The sequence below is a fragment of the Mesorhizobium sp. WSM4806 genome (assembly GCF_055811635.1).
The window spans coordinates 30625-48682 of record NZ_JBVVQZ010000004.1; the positions used below are offsets into that span (position 1 = coordinate 30625).

An 18058-nucleotide genomic window follows, 5' to 3' on the forward strand; every position below is an offset into this window, starting at 1 on the left:
CGCTATCTCAGCCAGCGCTCGATGCGCATCATCGCCTCGACCATCTCGTCGTGGCTGCCGGCGTAGGAAAAGCGCATGGATCGATGGCCTTGAAGCGGATCGAAATCGCGGCCGGGCGTCGCCGCCACATGCGCCTCGGCCAGCATCTTGCGCGCGAAGGCCATGCTGTCGTTGGTGTGCCTGGTGACATTGCAGAAGGCGTAGAACGCCCCGTCCATCGGTGCCGCCAGGGTAAAGCCGAGTTCGGGCAGGCGTTTCATCAAAAGCTCGCGATTGCCCGCGTAGCGCGCCTTCACAGCCTCCAATTCCGCGGTTGCCTTGAACGCCTCGATCGCGGCGATCTGGGACAGTTCCGGCGGTGAGATGTAGAGACTCTGGGCGATGCGCTCGACCGGCCGCACCAATGGTTCCGGCAGCACCATCCAGCCGATGCGCCAACCGGTCATGCAGTAGTATTTCGAGAAGGAATTGATCACCGTCACGTCAGGGCCGCAGGCAAGTGCTGTGCTGTCCGGCGCAGCGTAAGCCAGCCGGTGGTAGATCTCGTCGGAGATCACGGCGATGCCGAGCTCTTGTGCCGTCGTCACCAGCGCCGACAGCTCGTCGGCGGGGATAATCGCCCCGGTCGGATTGGCGGGGCTGGCAAACAACACGCCCTTCAGATTCTTTTCGCGATGCGCAGCCTTCAGATGTTCGGCGTGGAGATAGGCATCACCGTCGAGCTCGATCTCGACGATCTCGATGCCGAGCGCGGCCATGATGTTGCGATAGGCCGGATAACCGGGTGCGGTGATGGCGACACGGTCGCCTGGATCGAACATCGCCAGAAATGCCAGGTTGAAGGCGGCCGACGATCCGGTGGTGACGGCGATCCGGCCGGGTGAAACGGCCAGCCCGTAGTGGTCGGCATAGTGCTGGGCGATAGCCTCGCGCAGGCCCGCAAGACCCAATGCGTCGGTGTAGCCGATGCGCCCCATCTTCAATGCGTTCGTCGCCGCTTGCCTGACTCCGGCCGGCGCCGGATCGGACGGCTGGCCAACGGCCATGGAAACGACCGGCACGCCCCTGGCCTTCAGCCGATTCGCTTCCGCCAGAACGTCCATGGCGTGGAACGGCTCGACGTCGCCGCGACGCGAAAGCGATACAACCATTTGACCTCATTCCTTGTTCGCCCTTGGGTCCGGCCTTTGGGTCAGCCCTTTGAGATCGCCCATGGGCCGGCGCTTGCCGGCTGCCGGCGCCGAGCTTTGGCGTCCCGCGCCGCACAAATGCCCGATTGATGTGAGGATCACAAGTTCAGTAAAAGTTTCAGTGCCGACTTTTCATCCTTCACCCGCTCGTCTACCAGTGGACCTGCCATGTTGAGCCGACCCAAATCGACGATAGCCAGGGCAGCGCGCGCCTTCGCGACGCTTTCGCTTGCCGCGACGGTCGCTGTGAGCAGCACCGTCAGCGCTTTTGCGCAAAACGTGCCGGTGGTGCGCGATGCCGAGATCGAGGCGCTGGTGCGCGCCTATGCGCGGCCGATCTTCAGGGCCGCGGGCCTGCCGGAAGACGGCGTCGACATCGTGCTGGTCAACGACCAGAGTTTCAACGCCTTCGTTGCCGGGTCCCGCCTGTTCATCAACACCGGCGCCCTGATGTCGGCGGAGACGCCCAACGAGATCATCGGCGTCATCGCCCATGAAGCCGGCCACATCGCCGGCGGCCACCAGCAAAAATTGCGCAACCAGCTCGAACGCGCCAAGACGATGGCCATCATCGCGACGCTGCTTGGCGCCGGTGCCATCGTTGCCGGCGCCACCAGCAAGAGCCGGGGCCTGGCCGGCGCCGGCATGGGGGTTGCCGCTGGCGGTGGCGAGTTGGCGCAGCGCAGTATCCTCGCTTATCAGCGCACCGAAGAGATGACCGCCGACCGCTCGGCGATAACCTATCTCAATGCCACCGGCCAGTCCGGCCTGGGCATGCTGAAGACCTTCGGCCGCTTTCAGAGCGCACTTTCGCTGTCGGGGGCGCAGGTCGACCCCTACCGGATCAGCCATCCGCTGCCGCGCGAACGCATCGCCAACCTCGAAGTCCTGGTCAAAAAAAGCCCCTACGTCGAAAAGGTCGATCCGCCGGCGCTGCAACAGCGGCACGACATGATGCGCATCAAGATCGCCGCCTATATGGGAGGTCAGGCCGCCGCATCGCGGCTGATGCGCAAGATGCCGGGCAGCCTCGCCTCGCAATATGGCGACGCGCAGACGAGCTATCTTTTCGGCAATCTGGCCGGGGCGCTTGCCAAGACCAACGCGCTGATCAAGGCACATCCGAAGAACCCCTATTTCCAGGAATTGCGCGGCGACATCCTGATGAAGGCGAACAAACCGAAGGCTGCCGCGGAAGCCTATGCCAAGGCGGTCAGCCTCGACCCAGCGCGATCCGGGCTGCTGCCGGTTTCCTACGGCCAGGCGCTGATGGCAGTCGGCACGCCCGATTCCCTGGAGAAAGCGGTGGTGCAGATCAACAAAGGTCTCGCGCGCGACCGAGAAAACGCCGTCGGTTACCGCCATCTTGCGCAGGCCTATGGCGAGCTTGGCAACATTCCGGCCGCCGACCTTGCGACCGCCGAAGGCCATTTCTATTCCGGCGCCTACAAGGATGCCAAGATCTTCGCAATGCGCGCGCAGATGAAAATGAAGCGTGGCGAGCCGGGCTGGATCCGCGCGCAGGACATCATAAACTACGCACCATCAGGCAAGAAAAAGTGAACCTTCCGGCCGTGCGCGGCGACAAGTGGTTGGACCAATCGGGTAGTCGAACCAATCGGGTAGTCGGGCCAATCGGGTCGGATAACCCGGCCGGAAACCAGGCAAGAGGATCAGGATGATGAAGAAGGCAATTCTGCTGGGCACCACGGGCGTGGCGGTCGCTCTCGCCATGCTGGGTTTCGGGTTCGTGACCGGAAGTCCGCAGACGGCAAAGGCCGATGCCGCGCAGATCGCCCAAGCAGCCTCCGCCGACACCAAGATCGACCGGGCTGAAGTCGAAGGCATCATCCGCGACTATCTGCTGAAGAACCCGGAAGTGCTGCTGGAAGCTCAGGAGGCGCTCGAGGCCAAGCAGAAGGAGGCGCAGCGCGTCGCCAGTCTCGACGTCATCAAGGATGCCAAGGATCAGATCTTCAACTCGGCCTTCGACGGCGTCGTCGGCAATCCGAACGGCAAGGTCACCATCGTCGAATTCTACGACTACAATTGCGGCTACTGCAAACGCGCCATGGAGGACATGCAGACGCTGACGACAGCCGATCCGGAGCTGCGCTTCGTGCTCAAGGAGTTCCCGATCCTCGGCCCGGATTCGCAGAAGGCAAGCGTCGTCTCGATGGCCTTCCACCTGATGATGCCGGAGAAATACGGCGAGTTCCACAACGCGTTGCTCGGCGCCCAGGGACGCGCCACCGAAGCGGCGGCCATCAAGGTCGCGCTTTCGCTCGGCGCCGACGAAGCGACGCTGCGCGAGAAGATGAAGGATCCGTCGATCGCCGAGGCCCTCTCCAAGACCTATGATCTTGCCAACAAGCTGGCCATCACCGGAACGCCCTCCTATGTGGTCGGCAACGAGGTGGTGTTCGGTGCGCTCGGCCAAGACGTGCTGGCGAAGAAGATCGAAGCGGCCAAGGCCGCACTCTGATCGGCGGCTGGCTTTCTGCGCAAGCCATTTTCCGCCTGTTGTGGACAGCGAAAGAACCCACTTGCGCTCTTTTCGCAGGCGTCTAAGCCCATTATAGAGGCCCGGTGCGCCGACTGATGCCGGCGCTGATGTGGTGGATTTGAAGTTCCTGCTGCTTTGGTGGCGTCAGTGTTCAGGAACTTTAAATCCACCACATCAGAAATGTATAAATTGCCAGTGTGGCTTTGAAGCCGAAATTCGTTCAAAGCGCTGCTCCAAGGTATTGCGAATTTCGGATTCGAAACCACACCGGGAAAAGGTCGGCATTTTGAAAACGGTTTTCGTCCTGAACGGTCCCAACCTCAACGCGCTCGGCAAACGCGAGCCGGGCATCTATGGCGGCAAGACGCTGGCCGCGATCGCCGACGATTGCAAGCAGGCAGGTGCGGCACTTGGGCTCGAGATCGATTTCCGTCAGTCGAACCATGAGGGCGACCTCGTCGACTGGATACAGGAAGCCGCCGACAAGGCTGTCGGCATCGTCATCAATCCGGGCGCCTACAGCCACACCTCGATCGCCATTCACGACGCCATCCGCTCCGTCGCGCCATTGCCCGTCGCCGAAGTTCATCTTTCCAACATCCATGCGCGGGAATCATTCCGCCACGTCTCCATGGTCTCGCCGGTCGCCGTCGGCGTGATCTGCGGGTTCGGGCCGCTCGGCTACACACTGGCGCTGCAGGCGCTGGCCGCACGCCTATGACCGGCCAACAAACAGAAGGCTCGAAAATGTCGATAAAGAAGAATGGTGTAGACCAGCAGCTTATCCGCGATCTGGCGGGCATACTGAACGACACCAACCTCACCGAGATCGAGGTCGAGCTGGGCGACTTGAAGGTGCGCGTGTCGCGACAGGCGCCGGCTGTCCATGCGGTCGCCGCAGCGCAGCCCGCCTATGCGCCGCCGGCCGCGCAGCCGGCTGGCGCAGCCGCCCCGGCAGCGGCCGACGTGTCCAAGAACGCAGTGGCCTCGCCGATGGTCGGCACCGCCTACCTGGCGCCATCGCCCGACGCCAAGGCGTTCATCGAAGTCGGCCAACAGGTCAAGGAAGGCCAGACGCTGCTGATCATCGAGGCGATGAAGACGATGAACCAGATCCCCTCGCCGCGTGCCGGAACGGTGACGGCGATCCTGTTCGAGGATGCGCAGCCGGTCGAATACGGCATGCCGCTCGTCGTGATCGAGTAGAGCCGGGAACAGCCGAAAAATGTTCCAGAAAATCCTCATCGCCAATCGCGGCGAAATCGCTCTGAGGGTGTTGCGCGCCTGCAAGGAGCTCGGCATCCAGACGGTGGTGGTGCATTCCACCGCCGACGCCGACGCCATGCATGTGCGGCTCGCCGACGAGAGCGTCTGCATTGGCCCACCGCCGTCGCGCGACAGCTATCTCAACATCCACCAGATCGTCGCGGCGTGCGAGATCACTGGCGCCGACGCGGTGCATCCGGGCTACGGATTCCTGTCGGAGAATGCCAAATTCGCCGATATCCTCGCCGCGCACAACATCACCTTCATCGGCCCGTCCGGCGATCACATCCGCATCATGGGCGACAAGATCGAGGCCAAGCGCACCGCAAAGCGCCTCGGCATTCCGGTGGTGCCCGGCTCCGACGGGGCGGTCACCGAGGAAAAGGAAGCCAGACGCATCGCCGCCGAGATCGGCTATCCCGTGATCATCAAGGCGTCGGCCGGCGGCGGCGGACGCGGCATGAAGGTGGCGCGCAGCGAATCCGATCTTTTGGTCGCACTGCAGACGGCGCGCTCGGAAGCCGGTGCCGCTTTCGGCGACGACGCCGTCTACATCGAGAAGTATCTCGAAAAGCCGCGCCACATCGAGGTCCAGGTGTTCGGCGACGGTGCCGGCCGCGGCGTGCATTTCGGCGAACGCGACTGTTCGCTGCAGCGCCGCCACCAGAAAGTCTGGGAAGAGGCTCCCTCGCCGGCGCTCAATGCCGAGGAGCGCGCGCATATCGGCGGCGTCTGTGCCAGGGCGATCGCCGATCTCGGCTACTCCGGCGCCGGCACCATCGAATTCCTCTATGAGAACGGCGAGTTCTACTTCATCGAGATGAACACGCGCCTGCAGGTCGAGCATCCGGTGACTGAGGCAATCACCGGCATCGACCTCGTGCACGAGCAGATCCGCGTCGCCTCGGGCGGCGGGCTTTCCATGCGCCAGGAAGAGATCCGCTTTCAGGGCCACGCCATCGAATGCCGCATCAATGCCGAGGATCCGCGCACCTTCACCCCCTCGCCCGGCACGATCACCCACTTCCACACGCCGGGCGGCCTCGGCATCCGTGTCGATTCCGGCGTCTATTCCGGCTACAAGATCCCGCCTTACTACGACAGTTTGATCGGCAAGCTGATCGTGCACGGCCGCAATCGCGTCGAATGCATGATGCGGCTGCGGCGGGCGCTCGACGAATTCGTCGTCGACGGCATCAAGACGACGCTGCCGCTGTTTCGCGATCTCGTCGGCAATGCCGATATCGCCAATGGCGAGTATGACATCCACTGGCTGGAAAAATATCTGGCCGATGAGGATTAGGACGTGAACTTATAGAATATAATGATGCGATGACCCGTCCTTACGCGCCAGGCTATCGCATCCCGACCGACCTGTTGCTCAAGGCCTACGCCTCGGGCGTCTTTCCGATGGCCGAAAGCGCCACCGATCCGGAAGTGTTCTGGGTGCGGCCGGAGACGCGCGGCATCATCCCGCTGGATGGTTTTCACACGCCCAAAAGCCTGAGGAAGGCGATCCGGAAAAACCTGTTCGATATCCGTTTCGATTTTGATTTCGAAGCGACCATCGACGGCTGCGCCGAGAGGCGCGAGGAACGCCGGTCGACCTGGATCAACGCGCCGATCCGCGAGGCCTATGTCGAACTCCATCGGATGGGCCATTGCCATTCGGTCGAAGCCTGGCGCGAGGGTCGGCTGGTTGGCGGCCTCTACGGCGTGTCTCTTGGCCGGGTGTTCTTCGGCGAAAGCATGTTCGCCAGGGAAACGGACGCGTCGAAGGTCTGCCTGGTGCACCTGGTCGAACGCCTGAAGGATCGACACTTCGCCTTGCTCGACACGCAGTTCACCACCGAGCACCTCAAACGCTTCGGCGCGGTCGACGTGCCAAGGGGCAAATACGAAAAGATGCTGGCCGACGCGCTGAAGGGCGAGACGGTGTTTTTCCCATGATCTGCGCCAAAGGTCGGGTTTTTGGTCAGGTTTTTGCGGCAGGCTCAAGAGGCGTGTGCGCGTGGAACATCATCTTCCAGCCATTGACGCGATGGACATAGCCGGTGCTGACCAGCGCCGCATAGGGCTCGCCATTCTCGCGCGTGGCATGGGCCTCATAAGTCAGCATGACAATGTCGCTGCCCGGCTCGATGATGCCCTTGGGGTCGATGTCGAGATCGCGCCAGCGATTTAGGCCCGTCGCGGTTTCGGCCAGATCGGCGTTGCTCATCGTTTGCGCCATCTGTGGGAAAGCCACCAGGCATTTGGTGTCGGCATTGGCTTTGAAATAGGCTGCGTCGCCGGTCCAGAACCCTTTTTCGAGATCGAGGAGTTCGTTCTTGTTGGCCATCATGGGAACATCTCCGTAACGCCAGCCATGACCAACGCACGGAGAATAAGGCGGTTCCGAACAGGCGATCCCGCACGCCAGGCATTATAACTGGTCTTGGCTAATTGGTTTTGGCCGCGTCGGGTGCCGGCACTTCCGACTTCTGCTTGCAGCCCTTCAGCCAGACGTCGTAGACGGCGTGTTCGACGGCGTTGAGGCCGGGGCTTTCGGCAAACATCCAGCCGGTGAAGATACGGCGGATCTTGCGATCCAGCGTGATCTCGTCGACCTCGACGAAAGAATCGGTCTTCGGCTCTTCGGTTTGCGGCTGCGAATAGCAGATGCGCGGCGTCACCTGCAAAGCGCCGAACTGCACCGTTTCGTCGATATAGACATCGAACGTGATGATGCGGCCGGTGATCTTGTCGATGCCGGCGAATTCGGCGACAGGATTGGTGATGCGTTGTGGTGCGGCCGGTGCCGCCGGCGCCACTGTCGCATCCGGTTCCACTGTCGCATCCGGTTCCATTGGCGCATCCGGGTCCACTGGCGCCTCAAATTCCGTCGGCGCCCCCGGGTCCACTGGCGCCTCAAATTCCGTCGGCGCCCCCGGGTCCACTGGCGCCTCCAGCGTCTGAGCGGCGGCCATGGCGCAAGCGACAAAAGCGGCGGCCGTCGTCAGTCCGCCCATCGAAATTCGGCTGAAAATGCTCATGCAGGGATCCGGTGGTTTGCGCCCGGGGTGATTCTGTCGCGCCCAAGGCTAGTCGCTGCTGTCAGATCGACAAGCAGCTAAACGCCAATTGTGGCGATAAAGGATCGATCCGCCCTTGGCGAGCGGTTAGAGACCGTTTGGAAACTCTACTCTGGCGGCCATCTGACGGCGTTTTCTGCGCTTACCTACAGCGCCGCGCGTCCTTTGGACGCGCAAAGGACGCTGTAGCACTTTTGGTTTTGCGCATGAACCTTTCCGAAAATCTTTCGGATTTTCGGGGTCATGCGCGGGCTCACGGACCCAAATGTCCGCTCCGCGCCGGTTCTCGAAACCACCACCATATGACTCGCCAGAGCGAATTTCGAAACAGTCTCTTACGACCCCGGCGTCCAGGCGTCGTAATCGCCGGTCACCTGCGGGCGGTGCTGATTGCTGAGTATGGAGCCCTTGGGGCGATAGGCCGCGGCACTTCCGGTGAGGTTCGGCTGATGCGGCTTCTGCCAGTCGCGTGGCTTGTAGGTGTCGCTCGTCGGCGGGACATCGACGCGGTGATGCATCCAGCCATGCCAGCCGGGCGGAATCATCGAGGCTTCCGAATAGTCGCGATAGATGACCCAGCGGCGGGTGCGGCCTTCCGAATCGACACCACCCTCGTAGTAGACGTTGCCAGCCTCGTCCTGCCCGACTTTCTTGCCATGCCGCCAGGTGTGGAAGCGCGTGCCCAGCGTCTGGCTGTTCCACCAGGTGAAAAACTGCAGAAGGAAAGTCTTCATCCAAAATCCTCGCGGCAAGTCCTCGTGGCGGCAGCGGCGGCGCCTGTTTCCTGCTTATGGCGTCAGGCCATCGCCAAGGCAAGGGTTTTGCCGCATGAGCCGTGCAAATGGCCGTCGGAAAACCGACGCACCGTGGCAAGCCTTTCGCGTCCTGTCGAGGCATGCCTTGCCAAGGCTGCCTGGCCTTTCTAAAGCTCAGCGCGCCGCATGCAGGTACCCTGCCTGATTGACGGTTGAGGGAGGGAATGATGGCCCCACACGCATCCGGCGCCGATCCGCGGATCAGTGCCAGCTCCATTCGCCTGCGCAAGGGCGGCGAGCCGATCGTCTGCCTCACCGCCTATACCTATCCCATCGCTCGCCTGCTCGACGATCATGTCGACCTGCTTCTGGTCGGCGACAGCGTGGCCATGGTTCTCCATGGCCACAAGACCACGCTGGGCGCCTCGCTGGAGATGATGATCGCCCACGGTCAAGCGGTGATGCGAGGGTCAGCCAAGGCCTGCGTGGTGGTCGACATGCCGGCCGGAAGCTATGAGGCGACGGCGCGCCAAGCCGTCGCCTCGGCGCGGCGGATTGTCGGCGAAACCGGTTGCCAGGCCGTCAAGCTGGAGGGTGGCGTCACAGTTGCCCGACAGATTGCGGCGATTGTCGCTGCCGGCATTCCGGTCATGGGACATATCGGCTTGCAGCCGCAATCGGTGGAAAGCGACGGCGGCTACAGGATCAAGGGCCGGACCGACGAGAATGTGGCTGCGCTTTATCGCGACGCCGAGGCGGTCGAAAAAGCCGGCGCGTTTTCGGTGGTCATCGAAGGCACCGTCGAGACCGTCGCCGCCGATATCACCCGGCACATTTCCATTCCAACCATCGGCATCGGCGCCAGCGGCGAGTGCGACGGCCAGATCCTGGTCATCGACGACATGGTCGGCCTGACCGTCGACCGGGTGCCGAAATTCGTCAAGCAATATGCCGACCTGCGCAGCGTCATATCGCAGGCGGCAGCCAGCTATGCAGCGGAGGTGCGCAGCCGGACATTCCCCGGCCCGAGCCACGTTTTTTCGGCCGCAGCCGACAAGAGCGAAGCATGAGCCGGGGCGAAGCATGAGCCGACCTCTCGTCGTCGACAGCGTCGCCGCCCTTCGCGCGCAAATCCGCGACTGGCGTCGCGATGGCCTTAGCCTTGCCATGGTGCCGACCATGGGTGCGCTGCATGACGGCCATATCTCGCTGATCAGGATCGCGCTGGAGAAGGCCGATCGCTGCGTTGTCTCGATCTTCGTCAACCCAACCCAGTTCGCGCCGAGCGAAGACCTCGACAAATATCCGCGCCAGCTCGGCCGCGACCTCGATCGGCTGGCCGAGGCCGGCGCACAACTTGCCTTCACCCCTGGTGTGGCGCAGATGTACCCGGCCGGCTTCGCCACCAGGATCTCGGTCGGCGGGCCAGCCGCCGGGCTGGAATCGGATTTCCGGCCGAGCTTCTTCGACGGCGTCGCAACCGTCGTGGCAAAGCTCTTCCTGCAGGCGTCGCCCGACTGCGCGGTCTTTGGCGAAAAGGATTATCAGCAGCTTTGCGTCGTCAGGCAGCTCTGCAGCGATCTTGATCTGCCGGTGGACATCATCGGCGCGCCAACAATACGCGACGCGCACGGGCTCGCCATGTCGTCACGCAACGCCTATCTCGGCGAAACCGAGCTCGCGGTGGCGCGCCAGCTCAACGCCATCTTGCGCCGAACGGCGGCGGCACTCGCGGCAGGCGCGGATGAAGGCAGTGCGACCGCTGAGGCCAGCCGCGCGCTGGTCGAGGCCGGCTTCGACAAAGTCGACTATGTCGCGGCGCGCGAGAGCCTGACGCTCGCCCCGTGGCGGCCAGACCGCGACGGACGCCTGCTCGCAGCCGCCTGGCTGGGCAAGACCCGGCTGATCGACAATGTGGAAGTTCCCTCCGCCTGAAGCGCGTGCCGTTTGGATGGATTCATGCGACGCGCTTCAGGTTGTTGCTTTGACGCATGTCGCTATTGCAAAACCGCTTCGCACCCTCGGTTCAAGCCCGAGGGCGTGCTTTTGCGCGACATGCCTTAGGGCCAATCAGGCATCAAGGCCAATCAGGCGACCTTGAGATCCTTCATCGCCTTCTCGTAGACATCCTTGATCGGCTTGGATACGTCTTCCGCGGCTTTCGTCGCCGCCGCCTGAAGCTCCTTGCTCTGCTCGACCGTCTTTTCCACCTGCTTGCGCAAGAAGTCTGTCTGCAGTTCGACGAACTCGGAGGGCGATTTCACGGTAACCAGGGCTTCGAGGTGAGAAAAGCTGGCCTCAACATTTGCGCGCAAAGCGGCGATCGTCTTCAGCGACAGCTCATTGCTAGCGGTCTTGGCTGTTTCGAAGGATGACTCAAGAGCCTTCTGGGTCGCCTCGGCGCCGGTCGCCAATTTCGATAAGGCTTCTTTCGATTGCTCGACGCCCTTTTCGGCGACAGCACGGAACTGATCGGTTACCTCGGTCTGGACTTCTGCATTCTCAACGTTTTCAGCAGTTTTATCAGCGGTCTTGGTCATAGTTTCCATCCTTTGCGGTGGGCGACCTTTGTAGAAAGGCCGTCTCGTTCATCTAGAACCTGACGTTACGGCATCTGCAGTGCATTGCAATATTTTTGTGCGTCGCACCATGCTTTTTGCCTCAGCGTTAGCCACTGGTGAATTTCTACCTTCGGGCGTGTTTTTTGCGGACCGCCATTCCGCAATTCAGCCCGCAACCGACCGGCGCAGCCCCGTAAAAACGCAACTGACTGCGACCTGTCAGGCCAGGCAAATCTATTCGATCGCCTTTTCCAAAATCAGCGCCGGCAGCCCTGAGCCACCGCCACAGTCAGCAGTATTCCCGGCTGGCAAAAACCCTTTTGAGTGATAGAAGGCGACGGCGGGAGCATTTGCCTCTTCCACTTCGACACGCAGCGTCCGCGCCTCGGGAAAGCTGGCCTCGACCTCTTCCAGCAGCGCCTGGCCGATCCCTTGCCTCTGGCAGGCCGGATGCACGTAGAGCTGGTTCAGCATGACGATCCTCGCATCCGTGGTGGCTGCGGCGAACGCCATCCCGCCAATGCGGTTGCCATCGTCTGCGACCAGGAATTCGGAGTTCGGCCGTGTCAGCCGCGCCTTGAGCGAGGCGATCGAATGCCATTCATCTGTTATCTCAGCGACTTTGGCAGCACCATAGATGGCGTCGTAGGTGGCGTGCCACGTTTCGACCAGCAACGCCCGGACCGCGGCAAGATCGCGCTCGCCAGCGGTGCGAACGAACATCATCCTATTCGATCCCGAGCTTGGCCTTGACGAGGTCGTTGACGGCCTGAGGGTTGGCCTTGCCGCCAGTCGCCTTCATCACCTGGCCGACGAACCAGCCGGCCATGCTCGGCTTGGCGCGCGCCTGCTCGACCTTGTCGGGATTGGCTGATATCACCTCGTCGACCGTCTTTTCGATGGCGCCGGTGTCGGTGACCTGTTTCATGCCGCGGCTTTCGACCAGCTGGCGCGGATCGCCGCCTTCGTTCCAGACGATCTCGAACAGATCCTTGGCGATCTTGCCGGAGATGGTGCCCTCTTTTATCAGGTCAATGACCGCGCCGAGCTGATCGGGCGAAACCGGAGCATTTTCAATACCCTTGCCGGCTCTGTTCAAGGCACCGAGCAGATCGTTGATGACCCAATTGGCGGCAAGCTTGCCGTCGCGACCAGCGGCCACCTTCTCGAAATAGTCGGCGACCGCCTTTTCCGACACCAGGATCGAGGCGTCGTAGGTCGACAGGCCGAGCGAGGAGATCAGCCGCGCCTTCTTGGCGTCGGGCAGTTCAGGCAGATCCTTTGCCAGCGCATCGACATAGGCCTGGTCGAATTCCAGCGGCAACAGGTCGGGATCCGGGAAATAGCGGTAGTCGTGCGCTTCTTCCTTGGAACGCATCGAGCGGGTCTCGCCCTTGTTGGGATCGAACAGCCGCGTTTCCTGGTCGATCTTGCCACCGTCCTCAAGGATGGCGATCTGGCGGCGCGCCTCGTAGTCGATGGCCTGGCCGATGAAGCGGATCGAGTTGACGTTCTTGATCTCGCAGCGCGTGCCGAATTCGCCGCCGGGCCGGCGCACCGAGACGTTGACATCGGCGCGCAGTGAGCCTTCGTCCATGTTGCCGTCGCAAGTGCCGAGGTATCGCACGATGGTCCGCAGCTTGGTGACATAGGCCTTGGCCTCGTCGGCGGATCGCATGTCGGGCTTGGAGACGATCTCCATCAGCGCCACGCCGGAGCGGTTGAGATCGACATAGGACATCGTCGCATGCTGGTCGTGCATCGACTTGCCGGCATCCTGCTCCAGATGCAGGCGCTCGATGCCGACCTCAATGTCCTCGAACTCGCCCTGCCGGTCGGGACCGACGGAGACGATCACCTTGCCCTCGCCGACGATCGGCTGCTTGAACTGTGAAATCTGATAGCCCTGCGGCAGATCGGGATAAAAATAGTTTTTCCGGTCGAAGACCGATTTGTGGTTGATCTCGGCCTTCAGCCCGAGGCCGGTGCGGATCGCCTGCTTGACGCATTCCTCGTTGATGACCGGCAGCATGCCCGGCATCGCCGCATCGACAAGGCTGACATTGGCGTTTGGCGGCGCACCGAACGCCGTCGAGGCGCCGGAGAACAGTTTTGCCTGCGAGGTCACCTGCGCATGGACCTCGAGGCCGATGATGATCTCCCAGTCGCCGGTGGCGCCTGATATCAGGCGCTTGGCGTCGGGTGTGCGGGTGTCGATGAGGGTCATGGCGGCCTGCGCGTTATCGGTGACGGAATTCACGTGAATTCGACGTTTAAAGTGAAGTCATCCGCTAATGCAAACCGCAAAAGGAGACAAGCGTGAAGCCGCAGGCTGGTAGGGCAACCGTTATTGGAAACGTTTGCGCTGCCCCTCACCTGCCTGCCGGCATCCTCTCCCCGATAGTGACGGGGAGAGGGGCGCCCGCATCAACGATTTCGCCAATCTCCATTGTAGCAAGAAAAGCCGCCAAGGCTGCGGCCGGCCCCTTCTCCCCGTCACTATACGGGGAGAAGTGCCCGGCAGGGCGATGAGGGGGCGGCGCCGACTTCGACAAAACTTGCTGGCGATCTCACGCCGTCGCGATATAGGCCCTGATCTCTGCGGCCTCGCGCTCGACATCCTCGATGCGCCGCTTGACCACGTCGCCGATCGACACGATGCCGTCGAGCAGGCCGTCCTTTTCCACCGGCAGATGGCGGAAACGGCCACTGGTCATGATCTCCATGACCTCGTTGACGGTGTGGTTCTCATTGCAGATCTTCACCTTGGGGGTCATCGCCGAACGCACCGCGATATCCAATGCGGCGGTCCCTTCCCTGGCGAGGACCCGCACGACGTCGCGCTCGGAAAGGATGCCGACGATCTTGTGATCACCATTGGTGATGACCAGCGCACCGATCCTGTGCTCGGCCAAGATGCGAATGGCCTCGCTCAGTTTTTCGTTCGGCCCGAGCGTCAACACGTCGTGGCCCTTCTGCTCGAGAATTGCCTTAACAGTCATGGCGTCCTCCTCAGTTCACCTTGCCGGTTCCTGCCCTGACCGGCTTTCCCTAGTGCCAGACATCGTGCGCCGCGATCGATTGGTTTTCAAGTGCGGCGAGGCTCAGGCCCTGAACTCGTCGGCCTGCTGCCGCCGATCGAAAGCCCGCAGGCCGAAGAAGCCGGCGACAAAACCGCCAATATGAGCCTCCCAGGCGATCTGGCTGTCGATGCCGGGCGCGAAGGCAACGAGGCCGGTGGCGAGATTGATCACCATCCAGATCGCAAGAAAAGTCACAACGCCGCGCGAGCGGAACACCGCCGCCATCGGCAGCGGCGCGCCGGCGAAGGCGGCTTTGCCGGACGAGCGGTCGGTGCGGAAGCCGAAGCGCGCGGCGGCCCCCATCATGCCGGAAATCGCCCCCGATGCGCCGACCAGCGGCGCCTCGCCGAGCGGATGCACGGCCCAGAACAGCACCACGGCCGCCAGCCCGGTCGCGGCGAAGAACAGGCTGAAACGAAGCGCGCCGAAGCGGTTCGCCAGTGGTGAGCCGAAAGCCGCCAGCCACACCATGTTGACGGCCAGATGAGCAAAGCCGCCATGCAGGAAGGCATAGGTGAAAGGCCGGGAAAACAGGAACCAGTCGAAGCCATATTGGCCAGTATAAAGAACTGGAATGAAGGCCGCATCGTACAACAATGTCAGCAACTGGCTTTGGCTAAGCACGTATTCCTGGATGAGATAGAGGACGACGCAGATGCCGATCACCGCCAGCACAACGGGCGGCATGTTGAACACCGGCTCGCGGCGCGGCTCCGGCTCACGGCCGACAGGTCCGCCCTCGCCCTGTTCGATTTCCGAGGGGCTTGCTGGTTCGCTCATATGGCTCGCACTCAGTCGCTGGTTTCGACTTCGCGAGCATGTAGATCACGGTCACCCGATTCACAAAGGGCGAATCGCCCCACGCAAATCAAAACGGCGCGAATCAAAATTGGCGCGAATCAAAAAGAAGCCGTCCAAGGTTGCCCTTGAACGGCTGGTCGAGCCCCCATGCTCCCCCAAACTCTTGACTGAAATGCTGCCGATCGCTGCGAAACGACCGCTTCTAGGAGTGGTTTTAACGTGCCACGGGCCTGGGCGGAGCGCAACGTAAACCACTTGTTAACCTTAACGGCCCCGACCCGTGAACAAGTGTTAACGATGCTGGCACGCATCCTGCTCCGCAACGCATGTAGGTCCTCGGAGGGCGCCCTTCTGTTCACCGATGGGACATCAGACGACAGATTGCGCGGAGCAGCATAACATGAACCAGAACGGATCGATCACGCTGTTCCATTATTGGAACCGGCTGCGTGACGGGCGCCCTGCCCCGAAGCGTTCGGAAGTCGAGCCGGCCGATATCAAGTCGCTGCTGGCCGACACATTCATCCTGGAAAAAGATACGCGCGGCGAAGCGGTATTCCGGCTCGCCGGCACCAGGCTTTGCGCGGTCTATGGCCGTGAACTCAAGGGGTTTTCCTTTCCCTCGCTCTGGCGCGAGAAGGACCAGCGGCTTATCTCGAAACTGATCCAGGGCGTCTTCGATCAAAAATCCGTCGTGCTCATCACCTATGAAGGTTTCAGCCGCACCGACCGTTCCAGCAAGTTCGAGCTGCTCGCCCTGCCGCTCGACGGCGGCGTCGACAATCCGCGCTGCCTCGGCGTGATAAGCGCCGCTGAAAAACCCTTCTGGCTGGGCGCGGATCCGATCGCCGACGCCCTGATCGATTCGATCCGTCTCGTCGATCCGGAGAAGGAACCGAAATTCCTCAAGAACCGGCCGGCCATCGACGTTCCCTCGCTTGTCCCGTCGGAACTCGATCCGTCCCAGACGATTTCGGCGCTCGGCCAGGCACGCCGCATCCGTCATCTGGTCGTATTCGACGGCGGGCGCGGGGAATAATCCAAAATCCTAAAGTAGCGGCGTCAGGCTTTCCCCTTTGTTAACCCGCTTCGCTGTAGCTTTCCGGCGAAGTTCCTCGCATCAACGCGCGGAATGCCAAACGGGGTGTAGGCAGTCATGAGGTCAGCGGCGGTCGACACCGCGCCGTCCCAAGCTGAAAGGCGCAACTTTCAGCGCGTCCGCGTGAAAATCTATGGACGCTTCATGCTGGAGGATCGCACCGAACATCCGTGTCAGGTGGTCGACATGTCGCCGGGCAATGTAGCGCTTCGCACCGAGCGCATCGGCATGCCGGGCGAGAAAGTCATCGCCTATATCGATCACATCGGCCGCATCGAAGGCGTCGTCACCCGTATCCTGCAGGACGGTTTCGCGATGACGGTCATCGCGTCGGAACGCAAGAAGGACAAGCTTGCAGCGCAATTGACCTGGCTTGCCAACAAGCACGAGCTCGATCTGCCGGAAGACCGCCGCCACGAACGCGTGGCGCCGCGCAATCCGACCAGCGTGCTTCAGCTCGGCGACGGGCGCCAGTACCAGTGCCGCATCATCGACCTGTCGCTTTCGGGCGCCGCGGTCGAGATCGATGTCAAGCCGGCAATCGGCATCCAAGTCATGCTGGGCACCATGCGCGGCCAGGTGGTGCGCCATTTCGAGGACGGCATCGCCATCGAGTTCGCGGTCATCCAGCGGCCGGAAACGCTCGATTCCGAATTCAACGCATCCGGCACCTGACAAACAGCGCACATTCCCGCAATCGACCGGCCCATTTCGGCCGGTTTTTTTGTTGGAGCGCCGGTCAACGCAGCCTGCCACCGATGCCGCGCCAAGGCGCCGCGCCGATGTGATCCCGGCGAAAACCACCTCAACAATTTTATACTGAAATGATTCAAATTTTATGTTTATTCTACGGGAGTTTTACTTAATGTCTACTTCGAGCCTTTGCGTCGAATAAATCCAATCGTGTCATTGTCTCCTCAAACGGGGAGACTGGACGATGAAGAAGACGAGGGGCAAGCTGTTGCTCTTGGCAATGGCGACGCAGCTTACCGCCTGGGGAACAGCGTATGCAGCGGGACCTGCCTTCATGCACACCGGCAGCCGCACCACACAGCCGGTCGGCCATTACGAGTTCTGCCAGAAAATTCCGCAGGAATGCAATCAGCGGACGCCGAAGCAGGCGCCGATCGAACTGACCCGCAAGCTGTGGGCGAAGATCGTGAGCATCAACAATTCGGTCAACAGCAGGATCGCGCCGCGCACCGATATGGAACTGTGGGGCAAGGAAGAGGTCTGGTCCTATTCCAACAGCGAATTCGGCGACTGCGAGGACTATGCGCTGGAAAAGCGCCGCGCGTTGATGAACATCGGCGTTCCGGCCGGCGACCTCTTGATGACGGTTGCGCGCCAGCCGAACGGAGACGGCCACGCGGTGCTGACCGTGCGCACCAGCCTCGGAGAGTTCATCCTCGACAATCTCGAAACCAGGGTGCTGTCCTGGACCAACACCGACTACACCTATCTGAAGCGCCAATCGAGCCAGAATTCTGGCGCTTGGGTAACGATCAACGACGGCCGCTCCGGCGCGGTTGCCAGCGTCCGCTAAGGACGCGACGCAAAAGCCCGGTCGAGCCCCACCTCCCCGTCCCCAACGACCGGGTTTAGGAGCCGGCCCCGTCCCCGGGCCGGCTCCACTTTTTTGAAGCGGCACGCTGTCCCGGAAGCCCCGCGCGTTTTTGCGCGACATGCATTTGCGACGGCCGCGCCAGATAGCGTCCGCACT

20 protein-coding genes are annotated in these 18058 nt (G+C 62.0%); 11 read left to right on the forward strand and 9 right to left on the reverse strand.

What is annotated here, in order from left to right; all coding sequences use genetic code 11:
- Nucleotides 1-2: 2 nt before the first annotated feature.
- Entirely contained in the window at nt 3-1151 is a 1149-nt protein-coding gene (locus AC0L2M_RS07745) for a pyridoxal phosphate-dependent aminotransferase (protein ID WP_473534507.1), read from the reverse strand.
- 207 nt (nt 1152-1358) lie between these two features.
- On the opposite strand from AC0L2M_RS07745, the gene AC0L2M_RS07750 reads away from it, so the two are divergent.
- The 6 genes from AC0L2M_RS07750 (at nt 1359) to aat (ending at nt 6912) form a co-directional block, all read left to right on the forward strand.
- Nucleotides 1359-2753, forward strand: coding sequence for a M48 family metalloprotease (locus AC0L2M_RS07750; RefSeq protein WP_473534508.1), 1395 nt, complete (start codon nt 1359-1361; stop codon nt 2751-2753).
- 118 nt (nt 2754-2871) lie between these two features.
- Nucleotides 2872-3675 (forward strand): DsbA family protein, encoded by an 804-nt coding sequence (locus AC0L2M_RS07755; RefSeq protein WP_473534509.1) that lies wholly within the window; start codon nt 2872-2874, stop codon nt 3673-3675.
- 307 nt (nt 3676-3982) lie between these two features.
- Nucleotides 3983-4417 (forward strand): type II 3-dehydroquinate dehydratase, encoded by a 435-nt coding sequence (aroQ, locus tag AC0L2M_RS07760; protein WP_031254564.1) that lies wholly within the window; start codon nt 3983-3985, stop codon nt 4415-4417.
- A 26-nt stretch (nt 4418-4443) separates the two neighbouring features.
- Nucleotides 4444-4902, forward strand: coding sequence for an acetyl-CoA carboxylase biotin carboxyl carrier protein (gene accB, locus AC0L2M_RS07765; protein WP_023798158.1), 459 nt, complete (start codon nt 4444-4446; stop codon nt 4900-4902).
- Nucleotides 4903-4921: 19 nt separating this feature from the next.
- Nucleotides 4922-6265, forward strand: coding sequence for an acetyl-CoA carboxylase biotin carboxylase subunit (gene accC / locus AC0L2M_RS07770; RefSeq protein WP_023798159.1), 1344 nt, complete (start codon nt 4922-4924; stop codon nt 6263-6265).
- Nucleotides 6266-6294: 29 nt separating this feature from the next.
- Nucleotides 6295-6912, forward strand: a complete 618-nt coding sequence (gene aat / locus AC0L2M_RS07775; RefSeq protein ID WP_473534510.1) for a leucyl/phenylalanyl-tRNA--protein transferase — start codon at nt 6295-6297, stop codon at nt 6910-6912.
- Between the two features lie 25 nt (nt 6913-6937).
- On the opposite strand, the gene AC0L2M_RS07780 is transcribed toward aat, so the two are convergent.
- From AC0L2M_RS07780 to AC0L2M_RS07790, 3 genes are all read right to left on the reverse strand, one after another.
- Nucleotides 6938-7306 (reverse strand): hypothetical protein, encoded by a 369-nt coding sequence (locus AC0L2M_RS07780; protein ID WP_473534511.1) that lies wholly within the window; start codon nt 7304-7306, stop codon nt 6938-6940.
- 97 nt (nt 7307-7403) lie between these two features.
- Entirely contained in the window at nt 7404-7997 is a 594-nt protein-coding gene (locus tag AC0L2M_RS07785) for a DUF2155 domain-containing protein (protein ID WP_473495175.1), read from the reverse strand.
- Nucleotides 7998-8371: 374 nt separating this feature from the next.
- Complete coding sequence (locus AC0L2M_RS07790; RefSeq protein ID WP_023798164.1) at nt 8372-8770, reverse strand: NADH:ubiquinone oxidoreductase subunit NDUFA12; 399 nt, start codon at nt 8768-8770, stop codon at nt 8372-8374.
- A gap of 248 nt (nt 8771-9018) precedes the next feature.
- Between AC0L2M_RS07790 and panB the strand changes: the two genes are divergently transcribed.
- Together panB and panC are read left to right on the forward strand one after the other, a co-directional pair.
- Nucleotides 9019-9861, forward strand: a complete 843-nt coding sequence (gene panB, locus AC0L2M_RS07795; RefSeq protein ID WP_473534512.1) for a 3-methyl-2-oxobutanoate hydroxymethyltransferase — start codon at nt 9019-9021, stop codon at nt 9859-9861.
- A gap of 13 nt (nt 9862-9874) precedes the next feature.
- Nucleotides 9875-10726, forward strand: coding sequence for a pantoate--beta-alanine ligase (gene panC / locus AC0L2M_RS07800; protein WP_473534513.1), 852 nt, complete (start codon nt 9875-9877; stop codon nt 10724-10726).
- 152 nt (nt 10727-10878) lie between these two features.
- Here panC and AC0L2M_RS07805 read toward each other — a convergent pair whose 3' ends face one another.
- From AC0L2M_RS07805 to AC0L2M_RS07825, 5 genes are all read right to left on the reverse strand, one after another.
- Nucleotides 10879-11331 carry a phasin gene (locus AC0L2M_RS07805; RefSeq protein ID WP_027154463.1) on the reverse strand — a complete coding sequence of 151 codons (453 nt, stop codon included), beginning with the start codon at nt 11329-11331 and terminating at the stop codon, nt 10879-10881.
- Between the two features lie 255 nt (nt 11332-11586).
- Nucleotides 11587-12075, reverse strand: a complete 489-nt coding sequence (locus AC0L2M_RS07810; protein WP_473534655.1) for a GNAT family N-acetyltransferase — start codon at nt 12073-12075, stop codon at nt 11587-11589.
- Between the two features lie 4 nt (nt 12076-12079).
- Nucleotides 12080-13579 carry an Asp-tRNA(Asn)/Glu-tRNA(Gln) amidotransferase subunit GatB gene (gatB, locus tag AC0L2M_RS07815; protein WP_473534514.1) on the reverse strand — a complete coding sequence of 500 codons (1500 nt, stop codon included), beginning with the start codon at nt 13577-13579 and terminating at the stop codon, nt 12080-12082.
- Nucleotides 13580-13922: 343 nt separating this feature from the next.
- Nucleotides 13923-14354 carry a CBS domain-containing protein gene (locus AC0L2M_RS07820; RefSeq protein WP_128168516.1) on the reverse strand — a complete coding sequence of 144 codons (432 nt, stop codon included), beginning with the start codon at nt 14352-14354 and terminating at the stop codon, nt 13923-13925.
- Between the two features lie 102 nt (nt 14355-14456).
- A complete protein-coding gene (locus tag AC0L2M_RS07825) occupies nt 14457-15215 on the reverse strand; it encodes a rhomboid family intramembrane serine protease (RefSeq protein ID WP_027154468.1) in 759 nt (252 codons plus the stop codon).
- Nucleotides 15216-15636: 421 nt separating this feature from the next.
- Between AC0L2M_RS07825 and AC0L2M_RS07830 the strand changes: the two genes are divergently transcribed.
- The 3 genes from AC0L2M_RS07830 to AC0L2M_RS07840 all read left to right on the forward strand — a co-directional run bounded on the left by AC0L2M_RS07830 (nt 15637) and on the right by AC0L2M_RS07840 (nt 17881).
- On the forward strand, nt 15637-16275 hold the full coding sequence (locus AC0L2M_RS07830) for a PAS domain-containing protein (protein ID WP_091591271.1): 639 nt from the start codon (nt 15637-15639) through the stop codon (nt 16273-16275).
- A gap of 117 nt (nt 16276-16392) precedes the next feature.
- Nucleotides 16393-17010, forward strand: a complete 618-nt coding sequence (locus tag AC0L2M_RS07835; RefSeq protein ID WP_027154470.1) for a PilZ domain-containing protein — start codon at nt 16393-16395, stop codon at nt 17008-17010.
- 262 nt (nt 17011-17272) lie between these two features.
- Nucleotides 17273-17881: a transglutaminase-like cysteine peptidase gene (locus tag AC0L2M_RS07840; RefSeq protein ID WP_023798174.1), complete on the forward strand. Its 609-nt coding sequence runs from the start codon at nt 17273-17275 to the stop codon at nt 17879-17881.
- Nucleotides 17882-18058 lie beyond the last annotated feature (177 nt).

Excerpts from the sequence above, each read along its gene's own strand:
- AC0L2M_RS07745 (WP_473534507.1), bottom strand. The coding sequence starts at position 1,151 with ATGGTTGTATCGCTTTCGCGTCGCGGCGACGTCGAGCCGTTCCACGCC.
- AC0L2M_RS07750 (WP_473534508.1), top strand. The coding sequence starts at position 1,359 with ATGTTGAGCCGACCCAAATCGACGATAGCCAGGGCAGCGCGCGCCTTC.
- AC0L2M_RS07755 (WP_473534509.1), top strand. The coding sequence starts at position 2,872 with ATGAAGAAGGCAATTCTGCTGGGCACCACGGGCGTGGCGGTCGCTCTC.
- accB (WP_023798158.1), top strand. The coding sequence starts at position 4,444 with ATGTCGATAAAGAAGAATGGTGTAGACCAGCAGCTTATCCGCGATCTG.
- accC (WP_023798159.1), top strand. The coding sequence starts at position 4,922 with ATGTTCCAGAAAATCCTCATCGCCAATCGCGGCGAAATCGCTCTGAGG.
- aat (WP_473534510.1), top strand. The coding sequence starts at position 6,295 with ATGACCCGTCCTTACGCGCCAGGCTATCGCATCCCGACCGACCTGTTG.
- AC0L2M_RS07780 (WP_473534511.1), bottom strand. The coding sequence starts at position 7,306 with ATGATGGCCAACAAGAACGAACTCCTCGATCTCGAAAAAGGGTTCTGG.
- AC0L2M_RS07785 (WP_473495175.1), bottom strand. The coding sequence starts at position 7,997 with ATGAGCATTTTCAGCCGAATTTCGATGGGCGGACTGACGACGGCCGCC.
- AC0L2M_RS07790 (WP_023798164.1), bottom strand. The coding sequence starts at position 8,770 with ATGAAGACTTTCCTTCTGCAGTTTTTCACCTGGTGGAACAGCCAGACG.
- panB (WP_473534512.1), top strand. The coding sequence starts at position 9,019 with ATGGCCCCACACGCATCCGGCGCCGATCCGCGGATCAGTGCCAGCTCC.
- panC (WP_473534513.1), top strand. The coding sequence starts at position 9,875 with ATGAGCCGACCTCTCGTCGTCGACAGCGTCGCCGCCCTTCGCGCGCAA.
- AC0L2M_RS07805 (WP_027154463.1), bottom strand. The coding sequence starts at position 11,331 with ATGACCAAGACCGCTGATAAAACTGCTGAAAACGTTGAGAATGCAGAA.
- AC0L2M_RS07810 (WP_473534655.1), bottom strand. The coding sequence starts at position 12,075 with ATGTTCGTTCGCACCGCTGGCGAGCGCGATCTTGCCGCGGTCCGGGCG.
- gatB (WP_473534514.1), bottom strand. The coding sequence starts at position 13,579 with ATGACCCTCATCGACACCCGCACACCCGACGCCAAGCGCCTGATATCA.
- AC0L2M_RS07820 (WP_128168516.1), bottom strand. The coding sequence starts at position 14,354 with ATGACTGTTAAGGCAATTCTCGAGCAGAAGGGCCACGACGTGTTGACG.
- AC0L2M_RS07825 (WP_027154468.1), bottom strand. The coding sequence starts at position 15,215 with ATGAGCGAACCAGCAAGCCCCTCGGAAATCGAACAGGGCGAGGGCGGA.
- AC0L2M_RS07830 (WP_091591271.1), top strand. The coding sequence starts at position 15,637 with ATGAACCAGAACGGATCGATCACGCTGTTCCATTATTGGAACCGGCTG.
- AC0L2M_RS07835 (WP_027154470.1), top strand. The coding sequence starts at position 16,393 with ATGAGGTCAGCGGCGGTCGACACCGCGCCGTCCCAAGCTGAAAGGCGC.
- AC0L2M_RS07840 (WP_023798174.1), top strand. The coding sequence starts at position 17,273 with ATGAAGAAGACGAGGGGCAAGCTGTTGCTCTTGGCAATGGCGACGCAG.